We start from the raw sequence: 16,730 nt of genomic DNA, 5'->3' as shown, positions 1-16,730 counted from the left end.
ATAGTATGGAAAAAATCCCTTATGTAAATCTTCCGAAACAATGGGCCATGGACAGGGATGAACTCCTGCCAATATTAGAAGCCGTTTTTAATTCCGGAAACTATATCGGTGGAGATCAAGTTGTCAATTTTGAAGAATCAGCTGCGGCACTATGTAATACTCGTTTTGCGGTTGCATTAAATAGTGGAACGGATGCCCTAATTTACGGAATGTTAGCAATGGGGATCGGCAAGGGGGATGAGGTCATTACTCCGCCAAATTCATTTATAGCATCAACTGCGGCAATAGTACATATCGGTGCTGTTCCCGTTTTTGTAGATGTTTGTGATGATCAAAATATTGATCCTGAAAAAATAGAAAAAGCCATCACTAAAAAAACGAAAGCAATTATGCCCGTTCATTTAACGGGAAGAGTTGCTGCAATGAAGGAAATTTTAGAAATTTCTGAAAAACACTCGCTTACAATTGTAGAAGACGCAGCGCAGTCAATTGGTTCCAAACTTTATGATAAACCAAGTGGTTCGTTTGGCAGAATTGCTGGTTTTTCAGCGCACCCATTAAAGAATTTAAATGCTGCTGGTGATGCAGGTTTTTTAACTACAAATGATGAAAAAATTTACGAGAACATCTGTAAAGTTCGTAATCATGGTTTAATTGATAGAAATACTGTAGAAATTTTTGGTGTTGTTTCTCGTATGGATGCCTTACAAGCTGCGATCTTAAATTATCGATTAAAAAAACTTCCTGAGTTGATGGAGGCTCGTAGAACAAACGCTAAGTTGTACCAACAGCTTTTAAACAAAGAACATGTTTTTTTTCCTGAAGATAAACCAGAGGAATTTAATACTTATCATACTTTTGTGATTCAGGTCAATCGTCGTGATGAACTTAAAGAATATTTGCTTTCGAAAGGAATTGAAACTTCGATTCATTATCCAATCCCCATTCACTTACAACCTGCAAGTAAAAGTTTAGGTTATAAACTTGGAGATTTCCCAAAAGTAGAAGCACAGGCTTCTAGAATTCTCACCCTACCTATCAATCAATTTTTAAAACAGGATCAGATAGAATATATTTCTGCTACTGTTAACGAGTTCTATAGCAAATGATTTTCTGGAGATTCAATTGAGTAAATTATTAATAGATTTATATACTTCTGCATTACGTATCAGATTAACAGAGCAGGAAATTTCAGCCCGTTATAGTCAGAATAGAATGAGGTGCCCTACGCATCTTAGTATTGGTCAAGAAGGTGTGGCAGCTGCTGTGGGCCTTGCTCTTAGAAATGATGATTTTGCTGTTAGTACGCATAGAGCACATGCTCACTACCTTGGTAAAGGCGGTAATCTTAATACGATGATGGCCGAAATTTATGGAAAAAAAACCGGATGTAGTGGTGGTCACGGTGGTTCAATGCACTTGAGCGACCTCTCCTGTGGTTTTATTGGTTCCACTTCTATTGTTGGTAATAGTATTCCCATTGGCGTGGGTTTAGGCCTCTCAATTCAATTAAACGAAACAGACCAAGTTAGTTGTATTTATTTTGGAGATGGTTCTGTAGAGGAAGGCGCATTTTACGAATCCGTGAATTACGCTGCTGTGAGAAATCTTCCCGTTTTATTTATGTGTGAGAATAATTTCTTTTCCGTATATTCTCCGTTAGATGTTCGTCAGCCAAAAGATAGAAAAATTCATGAAATGGTTCGAGCTATGGGAGTTCGGAGTGATGTAGGTGATGGAAATGACACTCTAGGAATTTATAATAAAGTGTCTGATACAGTAAAAGAAATGAGGAATGGAAAAGGGCCTTTTTTCTGGGAATTTTATACTTATCGTCATCTTGAACATTGTGGTCCTAATTGGGATGATAATTTAGGTTATAGATCTGAAGTAGAAGTAAAAGAATGGTTGGGCAAAGATCCTTTAGTTAAATTAAAAAATGATTTAATATCAAATGGTGTGACTGAACAAACAATTAACGAGATCAAATTGAAGTTAGTGGCAGAAATCAATGTTGCCTTTGATTTTGCTGAGAACTCCGAGTTTCCGACTATGGAAGAATCTTACAAATCGGAGTACAAATAAATATGAAAAGATCTATCCCTTTTTCAAAAGCTATCAATGAAGCAATCCATATTGCGATGGAAAAAAGTAAATCTGTCATTTGTTTTGGTTTAGGTGCAAATGATCCTAAAAGAATTTTTGGAACTACTGAAGGTCTTGTAGAAAAATTTGGTGAATCCAGAGTTTTTGATATGCCCACCTCGGAAAATGGAATGACCGGAGTAGGAGTAGGTGCGTCCTTAAATGGGATTCGTCCGATTATGATTCACCAAAGATTAGATTTTTTTCTTTATGCTTTGGATCAGGTAGTGAACTCAGCAGCAAAATGGTATTTTATGTTTGGTTTGAAAAAATCTGCACCAATCACCATTAGACTTATTATTGGTCATGGCTGGGGACAGGGACCAACTCATTCTCAAAACCTCCAGTCTTGGTTTGCGCATATCCCAGGTTTGAAAGTCGTAATGCCTACATCTGCAGATGATGCAAAGGGATTACTATTATCTTCTGTATTTGATGAAAATCCTGTTATATTTTTGGAACATCGTTGGTTACATAACGTACATAGCGAAGTACCAGAAGAGTATTATGAAATTCCTATTGGGAAAGCAAAAATAGTTTCAGAAGGTTCTGATATTACTATTGTTTCTTATTCCTATATGACATTAGAGGCAACTCATGCAGCTAAGGTTTTAAAGAAATACGGAATATCCTGCGAGATTGTTGATCTTCGTACGATTCGTCCTTTGGATTGGGAAACGGTTTTTACTTCAGTAAAAAAGACGGGTAAACTACTCGCATTGGATTCATCTTCTCCTTTTGCTTCTGTTGCTAGCGAAATTGTATCTAGAGTTTGTTTGGATATCTTTGACTCACTAAAAATGTCACCGCTAAGAATCACTCAACCTGATTATGCATCTCCTTCTAGTTTCGGTCTTACAAAGCATTATTACCGTGGAGCTAAGGAAATCGTTATGGAAGTCTGTAAAGCCTTTGGAGTGAATCCAGATGATAATGATCTAACAGAACTTGAGAAAAAACCGCATGATGTTCCTGGAGACTGGTTTAAAGGGCCTTTTTAAGTTATATTTTATCAAATAGAGGGTGTATGTTTTTCTCAGAGAAAGAATTAGAGTTATCAAAACAGTATTTTGAAGAAGGATACGTTATTGCCGAAGCAGCAAATCAAGATTCATTAAATTGGATCCGAGGAAAATATGTTTCCATCATAAAGGATATCCTTTCCATTTCGAAAGATATTTCCTCCGATGAAGATTTGTTTGGGAAAATTCATGAAAAAGTAAAAGTTTCAGAACTAAATGATTTTCGACTTAAAGTAATCCAATCAATCAATTCAGAAAAAGACTTTCGTTTTCATTATTTCCAAGTTGCAAAACCCTATTTGGAAGCATTAGTCGGAAACGAATTGGCTATGCAATTGAGAGTTAATTTAAGCATTCAATTTCCTAATGATGACAGTTCTTTACTTCCCGTTCATTCTGATACTTGGTCAGGCGACTCACCATATGAAGTGGTTGTTTGGTTGCCTTTGGTTGATTGTTATAAAACAAAATCAATGTATATTCTTCCTCCTAAGGAAACGGATATTTTATTCAGGAACTTTGGTAAGAAGGCTGGTGTTTCCAGCGAAGAACTATATCAATCGATTTCAAAAGATGTTAAATTTTTAGAAATCAATTACGGACAAGTTCTACTTTTTAATCAAGGGTTACCTCATGGTAATAGAATCAATCTGGAACCATTAACTCGATGGACAATGAACTGCAGATTCAAAGGAGTTTTTACTCCTTATGGAGATAAAAAATTAGGCGAATTTTTTGAACCGATTACGCTTAGATCCGCATCCAGAGTGGGAATGGATTATTTTTTCCCTACAATCCAATGAAAAGATTAAGAGGATATATTTTTAGTAGACCTTTCCTGGGAGAGCGTGTTCCACAGCATGTTCAGAATATTGTAATTCGCGATTATTGTAAAAAATTTAATTTTCAATATTTACTCAGTGCGACAGAATACGCGATGGAAAATTCCTTTCTAATGATGGAAGAAACTCTGAATGAGCTGAAACATATTGATGGAATTGTAGCTTACAGTATGTATCAACTTCCAAGTGATACTGAAAAAAGGTCTGCGATATATAAACGAGTTCTTTCTGAAGGGAAAAGTTTGCATTTCGCCGTGGAAGGAATTAGTCTTTATGATGAAGTTAGCTGCAAACGTATAGAAGATATTTGGAAGATTCGACTTACATTGCCGAATTGTTTGAATTATAAGCAGGTAGTTTAGTATGGGAAAATTATTAGAATTTGTAACTCCATTGCATACCGCAACAAAAAGAGATGTTGTCGCACGGATGTTAGATGACAAAGCAAATTGTGCGAAAAAAGCAAAAGAATATGGTTTCGATTATTGGGACGGAGATCGTCGTTTCGGATATGGCGGATATAAGTATATTCCTGGAAGATGGAAACCTGTAGCTGAAGCGTTAATTAAAGAATACGATTTAAAAGATGGATCCAAAGTTTTAGATGTTGGGTGTGGTAAAGGTTTTTTACTGTATGAAATGCTTCAGATTGAACCCAAACTTGAAATTGTAGGTTTTGATATCTCCCGTTATGGAATTGAAAATGCAAAAGAAGAATTGAGACCATATCTTTTTCAATACAAGGCTCAGGATCCTTATCCGTTTAGCGATAATGAATTTGACTTAGTATTTTCGATGTGTGCATTTCATAATCTTCGATTGTTTGAACTCAAAACTGCACTTTCTGAAATGGAGAGAGTAGGAAAAAGAGCCTACTTGATGTTGGAAAGTTATAGAAACGAACAAGAACTTTTTAATTTGCAATGTTGGGCTTTGACATGTGAAAGTTTTTTTGATGTAGCAGAATGGATCTGGTTATACCGCGAATTCGGTTATACTGGTGACTATGAGTTTATCTATTTTTGAAAATTATGTATTAGGGCCAATTCAGTAAAATTTGAAATGATAAAAGGTCTTTTGTTTGGAAAGTAATGTTTTGATAGTCGGTGGAGATAGCCAAATTGGTTTGGCTATTGCTTCGGAATTAAAATCTAAAAATATTTCTTATTGGAAAACCACTCGCAGAGAAGAAGACTTAGGAAACAAAACTCTATATTTAGATTTAGACAAGAATGTTGAAAATTGGAATCCACCTGAATTTATATCAACAGTAATATTCTGTGCTACGGTGAAACCAAAAGAAAAACAAAATAGTGGTCTGAATACATTAAATAATTCCTCTACGATTTTACTTGCAAAAAAATTTCAATCTCAAGGCAGTTTTGTTATATTTTTATCTACAAATTCTGTTTACGATGGTTCGGTAGCATTTACTAATTCAACTGTTGAAGTTTGCCCTCGAAATAATTACGGTTTTGATAAGGCAGTGACGGAAAAGGAATTGATTGGTCTTGGTGACAATATTTCTATATTAAGAATTTCTAAAGTCGTTACTTCTAATATGCCCATTTTTTTATCCTGGATTCATTCATGGGGAGAAGGGAAACCTGTTTTTCCATTTGATGATATGGTAATGGCACCAATTTCAATTTCTTTTGTAGTAATTCTGGTTCTTACTATTATGAAGAATAAAATAAAGGGAATTGTCCAAGCTAGTGCAGACAGAGATATCACGTATTCTGAAGCTGCATTTTATTTAGCGGAGCAACTTGGCATTGAGAAATCATTAATTAGTCCTTCTTCCTATATAAATGCAGGTATTTCCTTTTCACCTGCTCACACAACTTTAGATTCGGTTAGATTAAAGAATGATTTGTTGATTGATCCCCCGTCTCCATTTGAAGCAATTGATGAATTTTTAACACATATCAAAAATTAATTTAAGATTATAGTTTAGATGGATTTTAAAAGAAAAATAAAACTCTATACTTCTCTAGTGGCTAGAACTATTTTTTTCCCAGTTTGTTTTGTCATAGTGCTTTTGCTTCGTCTGATCCGGCCAATTTTAGTGATACGTTGGGGAGGGCTGATCTCACATCGAATAGGACACTTTGCAGCAAATACAGAATTATATTTATGTGAGAAAGAAAACGGAATCAATATCCCTAAAGGTTCGTTTTTAGATATTCATTATTTTTTAGTAAAACCAGTTTGTAACCACCAATTAGCTCTTATGTGGAAAAGAACTCTGCGGATTTGGCCAACGTGGATATTTAATTTATTAAATCCTGTGAATCGTTTGATTCCAGGTTGGGAAATTCATGAGATTGGAAATAATACTCAAGGTGATAGGGATGTCCATAATTTGTTGGATACTTCGAAACCTCATTTATCCTTTAATAAAGATGAAATAGAATTTGGTGAGTTACAATTGCGGAAAATGGGAATCCCTGAACAGGCTAAAATTGTTTGTATAATTGTTAGAGATAATATATATTTGCAATCGCAATTTCCAGGAGAATGGAGTTACCATAATTATAGAGATAGTAATATTCAAAATTTCCTAATGGCTGCAGAAGAATTAACTAAAAAAGGTTATTATGTACTGCGAATGGGTGCTAAAGTAAAGGATGCTTTGCAAACTTCAAATCCTATGATTATTGATTACGGATTTAATGGCATGCGTACTGATTTTATGGACATTTATATCGGATATAAATGTACTTTTTGTATATCAACAGCTACTGGCTGGGATGCCGTTCCGGATCATTTATTTCGGCGTCCTATTGTTTACGTAAATAATGTTCCATTAGGAATTATCGCAACATATAGAGAAAAAAATCTGATAATCACAAAGATGTCTTATTCTGCGGAAGAAAAACGTAATTTAACAATGAAAGAAATTTTTTCAAGAGATGTTGGATTTGCTATGGCAACAAACGATTATTCTTCCAAAGGAATTCAGCTAATTGAAAACACGGCAGAAGAGATATGTTCAGTTGTTATGGAAATGGAACATCGTTTGAATGGAACTTGGACACCAAAAGAAAATGACGAAAGTTTACAAAGTCAATTCTGGAATATATTCCCGACCGATGCAACAGATCCAGTGAGAGGAAAACCATATCATGGAAAAATTAAGGCCAGATTTGGTGCTGATTTTTTAAGAAATAATGAATGGTGGCTTAAGTCTTAAGTTTTTCAAAGAATTAATAACAATATAAAGACGAGAATAAAAATGAAAACAGTAAATTGTAGAGTGAGCGGAAAGCCGCTAACGGAAGTAGTAGATTTCGGTAAACAGCCATTAGGTAACGGTTTTTTGACACCTTATCAATACAAAGATGAATATTTTTTCAATATGGCAGTGGCTTATTGCGAAACTAGTAAAATGTTTCAATTGGTGGATCAACCTGAGCCTGAAAAAATGTTTCATGACCAATATGCTTTTTTTTCCAGTACTTCTAAATATATGGAAAAACATTTTAAGGAATTTGCAGATTTAATTCTTGGTTCCAAATACATTTCGAAAGAAAATCCATTTGTAGTGGAGTTAGGTTGTAATGATGGGATTATGCTTAAGAATTTTGCTCAAAACAAAATTAACCATTTAGGCATTGAACCTTCTACTAATGTAGCTAAAGTTGCAAATCAAAACGGCGTGAAAACAATTTCAGAATTTTTTGATGCCAATGTTGCGGAAAAAATTGTAAAAGAACATGGCCAGGCGGATGCATTTTTGTCTGCCAATGTAATGTGTCATATTCCAGACATTAAGAGTGTAGTGAAAGGAATTGCGACCCTACTAAAACCTACTGGGGTTGTGATGTTCGAAGATCCTTATTTGGGAGATGTAGTAGAAAAAACTTCTTACGATCAAATTTACGACGAACACGTATTTTTGTTCTCTGCCCATTCCGTACAATACTTATTCAGACTTTATGATTTAGAACTTATTGATTTACTACCTCAAAAAACACATGGCGGTTCTATGAGATATGTACTGGCACATAAAGGTGCTTATCCTGTCAGTGAAGCCGTTCATAAGATTCTAGAAAAAGAAAAACAACAAGGTTTGGATAAATTAGAAACTTTCACAAAATTCAGACAGAATGTCGAAAAGTCTAAATCAGATTTGGTCTCTCTTTTAAAAGAAATCAAATCCACAGGCAAAAGAGTTATTGGTTATGCTGCAACTTCTAAAAGTACCACCATTCTGAATTATTGTGGAATCGGCCCAGACTTAATCGATTTTATTTCTGATACAACTCCGATCAAACAAGGAAAATTTTCTCCTGGAGTTCATATCCCGGTAAAAGCATACTCTGAGTTTAAGTCTGCATATCCAGAATATGCATTTTTGTTAGCTTGGAACCACTCGGAAGAGATCATGGCAAACGAACAAGCGTTCATGCAGTCTGGCGGCAAATGGATCACTCATGTGCCAACGGTAAGAGTTGTAAAATGATTCTTTGCGCTAACCCTTTAGCACAAAACACTTCTTATTTGGATGAAATCCAAAAAGCAGTTTCCTCTGTCATTCATAGCAATCGATATATACTCGGTCCTGAAGTAGAGGCTTTGGAATCTGAGTTTGCTTCTTATATTGGAACCAAATTTTCTATCGGCGTTGCCAATGGAACAGATGCACTGGAAATCGCACTTCGTGCTTTGGGAATTGGACCTGGTGCAGAGGTAATCACTGTTTCTCATACGGCAGTTGCTACTGTAGCAGCCATTGAGGCAGTAGGTGCAGATCCTGTTCTTGTTGATGTTGATCCGAAGTATTTCACTTTAGATCCTACACAATTGGAATCTGTTTATTCGCCTAAAACAAAGGCAGTGATCGCAGTTCATCTTTATGGTCAGTCCGCCGATTTAGATTCTATTCAACGTTTTTGTAAAGAGAAAGGCATTTTTCTAATTGAAGATACTTCTCAAGCTCATGGTGCAAAATGGAATGGGAAAAGATTGGGAAGTATTGGTGATATAGGATGTTACAGTTGTTACCCTACAAAAAACTTGGGTGCCATTGGTGACGGTGGATTAATCACCACAAGTGATCCGTCTCTCGCAGCAAAGATGAAAATGTTGAGGGAATATGGCTGGAAAGATCGTTACATTAGCGAATTTGCAGGTAGGAATTCCCGATTGGATGAATTACAAGCAGCAATTTTAAGAGTTAAACTTCGTCATTTAAATACGGATAATGGAAAAAGAAAAACAATAGCCTCTATTTATGATGGTGAACTTTCAAAACTTAATCTGAAGACTCCCGTAAAACATAATGTAGCAGAACATGTTTATCATTTGTATGTAATTCAGTTGGAATCTAGAGAAAAAATGATTTCTCATTTGAAAGAAGCAAATATATTTCCAGGGGTTCATTACCCTATGCCAATTCATCTGCAGCCCGCGTATATCGGAAAGATTAAAACATCTACTTCCATGAAAGTAACGGAGAATCTGTCCAAAACGGTTCTCTCTTTGCCAATGTATCCAGAATTGCCGTTAGATGATGTAAAGAAAGTAGTTACTTCTGTTCGTTCCTTTTTTAACTAACAAAGATTAAACTATATGAGTAAAAAAATAAATACTGATTCTAAATCGATCCGAATTTGGGATGGTGTTTATTCTACTTGGGAAAAGGCTGTTTCTTCTGCAGGAGGCCAGGACGGCAAAAAGGGATTTTCGAACGAAAGATGGTTTGATCGTATTGTCGATCAACTGATTTCATTCAGGGAAGAAATCAAAAAGTTTGGAATTGCGGTTCCTCCTAGGCCCACAAATTTACCTACTGTTTGTTCTATGGTAAAACCGGAAATAATCGTTGATTTAGGTGGCTCTTCTGGATGGATTTATGATTATCTAACTTCTGTTTATCTTCCAAATAAGATAAAAAAATATACCATTTTAGAAGTTCCAGATATTGTTTCTAGGCATAAAAAATTCACTCACACAAGTAAAGTTAAGTATTCATCTGATTATTCCAAATTATCGAATTGCGATTTATTTTATACCAATAGCGTAATTCAATACTTCCCCACCAATGAACATTTGCTAAATATTTTAAGTCATTTGAATCCAAAATATATTTTGGTTGATGATTTATACGCGGGTGATAATAAAGAGTTTTTTTCGAATCAAATTTCTTATGAAAAAAGAATTCCTCATCGTTTTCTGAATTTTAGAAAATTTAAAAAGGATGTTGAGTCGTTAGGTTATAAACTCATACTAAAACAACCTTTCCACACTCCAATTCTTGGTGTTTATCAATCTAAGCCAATGGATCATTTTCCTAAAGAGTATAGACTCAGATATTCTCTTTCTGTTCTTTTTCAAAGGATTCGATAGTATTATGGAATTTGAAAAAACACCAATAGAAGGATTACTTATTTTACATCCCAAAGTATTTAAGGATGACCGAGGATATTTTTTGGAAACCTTTGAGGAAACCAGATATAAATCATTTGGTATTCCTGACAAATTCATTCAGGATAACCATTCCCATTCTATAAAGAATGTTATTAGAGGGATGCACTTCACAATAAAACGACCACAGGCCCAAATACTAACTGTGATTCGTGGTCAGATTTTTGATGTGGTTGTCGATATCAGAAAAGATTCAGCCAGTTTTGGTAAGTGGTTTGGATTAGAACTGAGTGAAAACGGAGTCAGACAAGTTTATATGTCGCCTGGACTTGCTCATGGCTTTTGTACGTTATCAGATCATGCGGATTTACATTACAAGGTAAGCGAAAAATATGATCCTCACGATGATGCAGGTTTGAATCATGCTGATCCTGAAGTGGGAATCGTATGGCCAGTTTCTCATCCGATTGTTTCTGCCAAAGATTCGAAGTTACCTTTTTTAAAAGATTTATATTAAAAATTTATGCCAGTTTTGATTACAGGTTCGAGTGGACTCATTGGTTCAGCTTTGGCGGAAAGGCTGGAAGCTTTAGGCAAAGAAATATATTATCATTCTCGTAAACCTGTTCCCAGTGAAAAAAAGAATGTAGTGTTCGATTTGGAAAATCCTGATTTTGAAGGTTTAAGTTTACCAGAGTTCGATATCGTTTATCATCTGGCTGGCCAAACAAGCATACCGCGGGCAAAGTTAGATCCATTGTATGATTTACAAGTGAATTTGCTTGGTTTCTTGAAATTACTACTTCACCTTAGGAATCAGAAAAAAAAACCAATTGTGATTCTTGCGGCTACAACCACCCAAGCAGGAATTCATAAAGCTCCGTTATTGAATGAATTATTTCGTGACGAGCCTGTTAGTTTTTATGACATCAGTAAATTGTCTGCTGAAAATTATCTCAAACAATTTATAAGAGAAGGTTGGCTCTTGGGATGTTCTTTGCGACTTGCCAATGTTTATGGCGGAACCAAGCCTGGCCAAGAACAAGACAGAGGAGTTTTAGACAAAATTTTTCATCGTGCTTTAAAGGGAGAAACTATCCAAATTTTTGGAGATGGTTTCTCACTAAGAGATTATATTCATATTGAAGATGTTGTATCTGCATTTACACATGCTTCTGATTTTATTGAAAAAACGAATGGAAAACATTTTCTAATTGGAACAGGACAATCTCATTCTTTAGCTGATGCATTTTCTGCTGCTGTACAAATTGCTTCTGAAATCAGCGGAGAAAAATCGAAGATAGAATATGTAAATCCACCTGCTGGTTCTTCTCTAGTTGATTCTAGAAGTGTTGTTTATGATGTAAGTTCGTTTAAATCTGCAGCGAATTGGAATCCGAAATTCTCTTTAGAATCCGGTTTGCGTTATTCTTACGGAAAAGGAATATAAAATTAATATGTTAAAACCAAGTTTGATACGTTTCCCTTCTTTTTCGGAAGATAACGGATCTCTAAGTGTTTTCGAATCGGGAAAAGAAGTGCCTTTTTTGATTCAAAGGGTTTTTACCGTTACTGCTAATGTAAATGATATCAGAGGAGAACATTCTCATCGTAAATGTTCTCAGCTTCTGATTTGTGTGAATGGGAAAATTAAAGTAACATGTGATAATGGTAGTTCTAAATCTGAATTTGATTTAGAAAAGATGAGCGATGGATTGTTAATTCCACCGGGTATTTGGGCAACTCAAGCTTATGTTAATGAAAATTCGGTACTAATGGTATTATGCGATAGAGGATATGAAGCGGAAGACTATATACGTGAGTATTCCGATTTTTTAGAGTGGGTAAGGAATAAATAATGAAAATCATCGTTACTGGAGCCTTAGGGCATATTGGGTCGTTACTGGTTAGATCACTCCCGGAATCTTTTCCGGACTCGGAAATAGTTATGATCGATAACCTGATGACGCAGAGATATTGTTCTCTGTTTGATCTTCCAAAAAATGCAAAGTATAAATTTGTAGAAGGTGATATAACAAAGCTCAATCTGGAAGAAATTTTTTCAGGAGCACAAGTAGTTATTCATTTGGCAGCTATTACTGATGCCGCAGGAAGTTTTGATAAGGCAGATGCGGTAGAAAACAATAACTTCAATTCCACCAAAAGAGTAGCAGAAGCTTGTTTAAATGAGAATGTAAGATTAATAACTCTTTCTTCAACGAGCGTATATGGGACTCAAAATGCTTTAGTCGATGAAAATTGTTCTGAAGATGAGCTAAAACCACAGAGCCCTTATGCGACTACGAAATTAAAGGAAGAAAAATTGGTTCGTTCTATGTTTAAAGAAAAGAACTTAAAAGTAGTTACCTTTCGTTTCGGAACGATTGTAGGAGTTTCTCCAGGCATTAGGTTCCACACGGCAGTAAATAAGTTTTGTTGGCAGGCATCGTTTCGAAAACCAATTACCGTATGGAAAACTGCATACGAACAAATGCGTCCTTATTTAGAATTAAAAGACGCTTGTAAGACTATTGTTGAATTTATTAAAAAAGATATTTTTGATGGTGAGATATATAATGTTTTAACAACAAACGCTACTGTTAGGGACATTGTAGAAAATATTCAGAAATATGTACCTGAATTAAAAGTAGAATTTGTTGATAGCCCAATTATGAATCAGTTAAGTTATGAAGTAAGTTCTGAAAAAGTCCGAAACAAAATAAACATTCAATGGGCGTCAAATTTGGATGCAAGCATACGAAGTGAATTAGATTTGTTAAATGTTTTTAGATAAATATACAGAATTCCCTCATAAATACTTTCCTGCAAAAAAAGAGAACTATGTTTCAGGAAAACCTGTTTTAACAATCATCCAGGATGCATTTTATAATCTTCCGTTAGTTAAGCAAGCTATTGAATCAATTTTAAATCAAACATATTCAAATGTGGAATTGATGTTAATTGATAATGGTGCAGTGGAAGATGTGGCTCTTTATCTTCGAGAAGTATATGAAACTAAGGAAAATGTTTCTTTTGTTAAATTCGATAAGAACGTTTTTTCATGGAATGACCCCTGTATTAATGTAAGCGTTTGTTGGAATGTTGGTTTGTCCTACTGCAAAGGAGACTATGTATCTCATCTTGCTTATGATGATATGATGAGTCCAAACTACGCTGACAAAATGGTTGGATTGTTTTTAGAGAATCCTAATTGTGTAACAGCATCCCCAGCAATATTTTCCATTGATTCAAACGGAAAAGTAAACGGTAACTACATCGACAAAAATTTAAGAGGACGATTCACTAAGGGTTTGGATTTAGCACTTGATTTTTTAAACGGCAATCCGAAAAAACTTTTCTCCGCACCCGGCGAGATCTTTTCCATTAGAAAAGAGGTGTTACTCAGAGAAGGTGGGTTTGATCGAAATGTTGATGTGTCGCAGTTGTTAAAATATGCGATTTTTGGTGATAGCGGATATGATCCGGAAGCAAAGGTTTTTTGGCGTCATCATCCAACTCAGGTAAATAAACTTTCAAAGGCTAGGGGAGAAGTTTTTTACCAATCTTTGACAAAGGGTTGGGATGAATCGAGAATTTTGGAAATCTGGGAAAGTCTTTTTGATGAACAAACTTCTTCATTAGTTAAAAAATTTAAGAAGAATCAAATTTCATCAACCGTATATGGTATTGTGGAAGAAAATGTTTCTGATTATAGAATTATTGCTATTTTACTTTCTCTTAAAAATGTCCTAAAAGACTGTCCGCAATTTTTTATTCCATCTTGTCTCATCGTTTTGAAGGGAGTCCTAAAATTTCCTTTTGTGTTTACATCGATTCTTTTAAGAAAATTAAAATTTACGATTTAAAATCTAGATAAAGTGAAAAATCGAATATTAATTTCCCTTTTATATAATTTTATAACCAAACATCCTTTTCTTTTTTGTGGATTAATTTTTTCCGTAGTCATGAGCGGTGCATTATCAATGATCGTTGCCGTCTGCGTTGCTCCACTTGCTGATTACCTTTTGGATCCTAGTTTAACAAACGCAAATAATATCACTAAAAAGTTTATCTTAGTTTTGAATTTGTTTCGAATTCCCATTGGGGTATTGTCGTTTTCTGCAATATTTGCTATCGGGAATATGTTGAATTCTTTGTTTGTAATTCTGATATTTTATATTAATAGAAGTATAGGTTATGCAGTTTTGCGCGATTTGAATGTAGAAGGATTTCGGAATTTTCTTGGAGCTCGGTGGGGGTTTTTTGGTTCACTGAGTCAGGGAAAAATTTTAAACACTTTCCAACATGAAATCATTAAAGTGGGAGATGCGATGACATCTCTTGCAAATCAATTTGCAATTTCTTTTCAATTATTACTAATTATGGCTCTTCCTGTCTTTCTTATGCCTCTAATGGTCGGGACAAGTATTTTGACTTTGGGCATTCTGACAGTTCCGTTTTTACTTTTACAACCTTTAAATAATAAGTTAGGAGCTTTGAATACTTCGACTTCTGGAAGAGTTATGGAACTTTTACATGAAACATTCCAAGGTATAAAAATTGTTCAGGGATATGGAAGACAGGAATCTTCGATAACAAGGTATTTATCTGCTTACGATGACCACGTTAAAATAACACTGAAAACACAAGTTCTATCCACAGGGGTTTCTAATCTTCACTATACCATTGGGATTTTGGCAGCACTGGCTGGGATGGGTGTTGCTATTGCTAACGGAGGTGCTTTGTCTGAAATTGCGATTACTCTTTGGAGCTTACAAAGAGCCATTCCTCTCGCAAATTCGATGTTAGTCAATAAAGTCAATTTGGATAATTTTACAGGAAGTTATGAACAATTACAGGCCATCTATAAAAAAGCAAATGATTATAAAGAAGTAATTGGTGAGAAAGTTTTTGAAAAATTTGAGATTGAAATTAAGTTCGAAAGTATTCATTTTTCTTACCCTGGTAGACCAGAGTTATTTAAAAATTTGAATATTCTAATTCCTAAAGGTGAAATGGTTGCATTCGTTGGAGAATCCGGCTCTGGAAAATCGACGATTGTAGACTTGATTTTGGGTCTACAGGTTCCTACGAAGGGAAAAATCACCGTAGATGGGATTAATTTTGAAGATTGGAATAAAAATAGTTTTCGGGAAAAAATCGGTTATGTTCCGCAGGATCCAATTTTATTTCATTCTTCCATTAGAGATAATTTGTTATGGTCTAGAGAAAATTCTACTGAAGATGAACTTTGGAAAGCTTGTCAGATTGCAAATGCTGATCAGTTTATAAAAAAACTTCCGGAAGGTTTAGATACCATTGTAGGTGACAGGGGAGTTCTTTTGTCAGGTGGACAAAGACAAAGGATCGCTTTAGCGCGAGCAATTCTGCGAAAACCGCCCATACTGATTTTGGATGAAGCTACAAGTTCTTTGGATACGGAATCTGAACAATTGATCCAGGAATCCGTTGATTCGATCGCAAAAGAGACAACAATCATTGTGATTGCACATCGTTTGTCTACAATTGTCAAAGCCGATAGAATTTACGTTATGAAAATGGGTGAACTATTGGAAGAGGGCAGTTTTTCCGAATTAATGCAAAAATCAAAAGGATATTTTGCTTCTATGTTTGAAATTCAGAGGGGAGCATAGTTTTAGTTAGGTGACAATTCCAAAAATACTTGGAATAATTCCGGCACGTGGTGGTTCCAAGGGAATTCCAAGGAAAAACATAAAACAGATTGCAGGAAAACCTTTAATTTCTTGGACTATTGAGGCAGCCTTGGCTTCACAGTGTTTAACATCTGTTATTGTTTCCACTGATGATGCAGAAATTGCAGGAATTTCAAAAAGTGCCGGAGCTTCTGTTCCTTTCCTTCGTCCAACTGATTTAGCAACAGACCATTCTCCTGGGACAGATCCAGTAATGCATGCTCTAGATTTTTTTCCGGAAATGGATTATATCCTTCTGTTACAACCGACTTCGCCCCTTCGAACCAATTATGATATCGATGCTTGCATTCGCTTTGCTATGGAGAATCACTCAAAATCAGTAGTTTCTGTTTGTGAGTCACAAGAAAACCCTTTTTGGATGTTTTATATGAACGAATCATTTAAGATGTCTAAACTTTTGGATAGGGAAGAATTCTCACGTAGACAAGATAGTCCAAAAACTTTTTCATTAAACGGTTCATTGTATTTTTCTGAAGTAAAATACTTTCGTGAAAAGAAAAAATTTATAACAGAAGACACTTTGGCTTTTCTGATGAGTAAGGAAAGGTCAGTGGATATTGATGATATGATAGATTGGAAATTGGCTGAAACTTTACTTTTGGAAAGAAAATAGA

General features: G+C 35.1%; 18 protein-coding genes. All 18 read left to right on the top strand.

Annotated elements, in window-relative coordinates; all coding sequences use genetic code 11:
- Nucleotides 1–5 precede the first annotated feature (5 nt).
- From ND812_RS12950 to ND812_RS12865, 18 genes are read left to right on the top strand one after another with little or no spacing between them, the layout of a single operon-like run.
- Nucleotides 6–1,109, top strand: coding sequence for a DegT/DnrJ/EryC1/StrS family aminotransferase (locus tag ND812_RS12950; protein WP_265375780.1), 1,104 nt, complete (start codon nucleotides 6–8; stop codon nucleotides 1,107–1,109).
- 16 nt (nucleotides 1,110–1,125) lie between these two features.
- Complete coding sequence (locus tag ND812_RS12945) at nucleotides 1,126–2,085, top strand: thiamine pyrophosphate-dependent dehydrogenase E1 component subunit alpha (RefSeq protein WP_265375779.1); 960 nt, start codon at nucleotides 1,126–1,128, stop codon at nucleotides 2,083–2,085.
- A gap of 2 nt (nucleotides 2,086–2,087) precedes the next feature.
- Nucleotides 2,088–3,146 carry an alpha-ketoacid dehydrogenase subunit beta gene (locus ND812_RS12940; RefSeq protein WP_265375778.1) on the top strand — a complete coding sequence of 353 codons (1,059 nt, stop codon included), beginning with the start codon at nucleotides 2,088–2,090 and terminating at the stop codon, nucleotides 3,144–3,146.
- Nucleotides 3,147–3,172: 26 nt separating this feature from the next.
- A complete protein-coding gene (locus tag ND812_RS12935) occupies nucleotides 3,173–3,970 on the top strand; it encodes a sporadic carbohydrate cluster 2OG-Fe(II) oxygenase (RefSeq protein ID WP_265375777.1) in 798 nt (265 codons plus the stop codon).
- Nucleotides 3,967–4,371 carry an LIC12192 family sporadic carbohydrate cluster protein gene (locus ND812_RS12930; protein ID WP_265375776.1) on the top strand — a complete coding sequence of 135 codons (405 nt, stop codon included), beginning with the start codon at nucleotides 3,967–3,969 and terminating at the stop codon, nucleotides 4,369–4,371. Before ND812_RS12935 ends, ND812_RS12930 begins: the two co-directional genes overlap by 4 nt.
- Before the next feature lies 1 nt (nucleotide 4,372).
- Entirely contained in the window at nucleotides 4,373–5,035 is a 663-nt protein-coding gene (locus ND812_RS12925) for a class I SAM-dependent methyltransferase (protein WP_265375775.1), read from the top strand.
- A 55-nt stretch (nucleotides 5,036–5,090) separates the two neighbouring features.
- Entirely contained in the window at nucleotides 5,091–5,948 is an 858-nt protein-coding gene (locus tag ND812_RS12920; RefSeq protein ID WP_265375774.1) for a sugar nucleotide-binding protein, read from the top strand.
- An 18-nt stretch (nucleotides 5,949–5,966) separates the two neighbouring features.
- Nucleotides 5,967–7,205, top strand: a complete 1,239-nt coding sequence (locus tag ND812_RS12915) for a TIGR04372 family glycosyltransferase (RefSeq protein ID WP_265375773.1) — start codon at nucleotides 5,967–5,969, stop codon at nucleotides 7,203–7,205.
- Nucleotides 7,206–7,247: 42 nt separating this feature from the next.
- Nucleotides 7,248–8,477 carry a class I SAM-dependent methyltransferase gene (locus tag ND812_RS12910; protein WP_265375772.1) on the top strand — a complete coding sequence of 410 codons (1,230 nt, stop codon included), beginning with the start codon at nucleotides 7,248–7,250 and terminating at the stop codon, nucleotides 8,475–8,477.
- A complete protein-coding gene (locus ND812_RS12905; RefSeq protein ID WP_265375771.1) occupies nucleotides 8,474–9,571 on the top strand; it encodes a DegT/DnrJ/EryC1/StrS family aminotransferase in 1,098 nt (365 codons plus the stop codon). The genes ND812_RS12910 and ND812_RS12905 overlap by 4 nt, the downstream gene beginning before the upstream one ends.
- A 15-nt stretch (nucleotides 9,572–9,586) precedes the next feature.
- Nucleotides 9,587–10,363 carry a methyltransferase, TIGR04325 family gene (locus ND812_RS12900; protein ID WP_265375770.1) on the top strand — a complete coding sequence of 259 codons (777 nt, stop codon included), beginning with the start codon at nucleotides 9,587–9,589 and terminating at the stop codon, nucleotides 10,361–10,363.
- Nucleotides 10,364–10,367: 4 nt separating this feature from the next.
- The gene (gene rfbC / locus ND812_RS12895) at nucleotides 10,368–10,898 is read left to right on the top strand and encodes a dTDP-4-dehydrorhamnose 3,5-epimerase (RefSeq protein ID WP_265375769.1); all 531 of its coding nucleotides are present in this window, start codon (nucleotides 10,368–10,370) and stop codon (nucleotides 10,896–10,898) included.
- Between the two features lie 6 nt (nucleotides 10,899–10,904).
- Nucleotides 10,905–11,831, top strand: a complete 927-nt coding sequence (locus ND812_RS12890) for an NAD-dependent epimerase/dehydratase family protein (protein WP_265375768.1) — start codon at nucleotides 10,905–10,907, stop codon at nucleotides 11,829–11,831.
- Nucleotides 11,832–11,838: 7 nt separating this feature from the next.
- Nucleotides 11,839–12,240, top strand: coding sequence for a sugar 3,4-ketoisomerase (locus ND812_RS12885; RefSeq protein WP_265375767.1), 402 nt, complete (start codon nucleotides 11,839–11,841; stop codon nucleotides 12,238–12,240).
- A complete protein-coding gene (locus ND812_RS12880) occupies nucleotides 12,240–13,175 on the top strand; it encodes an SDR family oxidoreductase (protein ID WP_265375766.1) in 936 nt (311 codons plus the stop codon). Before ND812_RS12885 ends, ND812_RS12880 begins: the two co-directional genes overlap by 1 nt.
- The gene (locus ND812_RS12875; RefSeq protein ID WP_265375765.1) at nucleotides 13,162–14,247 is read left to right on the top strand and encodes a glycosyltransferase; all 1,086 of its coding nucleotides are present in this window, start codon (nucleotides 13,162–13,164) and stop codon (nucleotides 14,245–14,247) included. Before ND812_RS12880 ends, ND812_RS12875 begins: the two co-directional genes overlap by 14 nt.
- A 12-nt stretch (nucleotides 14,248–14,259) precedes the next feature.
- Nucleotides 14,260–16,035 (top strand): ABC transporter ATP-binding protein, encoded by a 1,776-nt coding sequence (locus tag ND812_RS12870; protein WP_265375764.1) that lies wholly within the window; start codon nucleotides 14,260–14,262, stop codon nucleotides 16,033–16,035.
- A gap of 10 nt (nucleotides 16,036–16,045) precedes the next feature.
- Nucleotides 16,046–16,729, top strand: coding sequence for an acylneuraminate cytidylyltransferase family protein (locus ND812_RS12865; RefSeq protein ID WP_265375763.1), 684 nt, complete (start codon nucleotides 16,046–16,048; stop codon nucleotides 16,727–16,729).
- The last annotated feature ends 1 nt before the right edge of the window (nucleotide 16,730 follow it).

It is taken from the genome of Leptospira limi (assembly GCF_026151395.1).
Classification (GTDB): Bacteria; Spirochaetota; Leptospiria; order Leptospirales; family Leptospiraceae; genus Leptospira_A; species Leptospira_A limi.
Note: the sequence above shows the minus strand (reverse complement) of the source record. Positions and strands in the feature narration are given on the sequence as shown.

Coding starts and splice junctions, on each gene's coding strand:
- ND812_RS12950 (WP_265375780.1), top strand. CDS start 6: ATGGAAAAAATCCCTTATGTAAATCTTCCGAAACAATGGGCCATGGAC.
- ND812_RS12940 (WP_265375778.1), top strand. CDS start 2,088: ATGAAAAGATCTATCCCTTTTTCAAAAGCTATCAATGAAGCAATCCAT.
- ND812_RS12935 (WP_265375777.1), top strand. CDS start 3,173: ATGTTTTTCTCAGAGAAAGAATTAGAGTTATCAAAACAGTATTTTGAA.
- ND812_RS12930 (WP_265375776.1), top strand. CDS start 3,967: ATGAAAAGATTAAGAGGATATATTTTTAGTAGACCTTTCCTGGGAGAG.
- ND812_RS12925 (WP_265375775.1), top strand. CDS start 4,373: ATGGGAAAATTATTAGAATTTGTAACTCCATTGCATACCGCAACAAAA.
- ND812_RS12915 (WP_265375773.1), top strand. CDS start 5,967: ATGGATTTTAAAAGAAAAATAAAACTCTATACTTCTCTAGTGGCTAGA.
- ND812_RS12910 (WP_265375772.1), top strand. CDS start 7,248: ATGAAAACAGTAAATTGTAGAGTGAGCGGAAAGCCGCTAACGGAAGTA.
- ND812_RS12905 (WP_265375771.1), top strand. CDS start 8,474: ATGATTCTTTGCGCTAACCCTTTAGCACAAAACACTTCTTATTTGGAT.
- ND812_RS12900 (WP_265375770.1), top strand. CDS start 9,587: ATGAGTAAAAAAATAAATACTGATTCTAAATCGATCCGAATTTGGGAT.
- rfbC (WP_265375769.1), top strand. CDS start 10,368: ATGGAATTTGAAAAAACACCAATAGAAGGATTACTTATTTTACATCCC.
- ND812_RS12890 (WP_265375768.1), top strand. CDS start 10,905: ATGCCAGTTTTGATTACAGGTTCGAGTGGACTCATTGGTTCAGCTTTG.
- ND812_RS12885 (WP_265375767.1), top strand. CDS start 11,839: ATGTTAAAACCAAGTTTGATACGTTTCCCTTCTTTTTCGGAAGATAAC.
- ND812_RS12880 (WP_265375766.1), top strand. CDS start 12,240: ATGAAAATCATCGTTACTGGAGCCTTAGGGCATATTGGGTCGTTACTG.
- ND812_RS12875 (WP_265375765.1), top strand. CDS start 13,162: ATGTTTTTAGATAAATATACAGAATTCCCTCATAAATACTTTCCTGCA.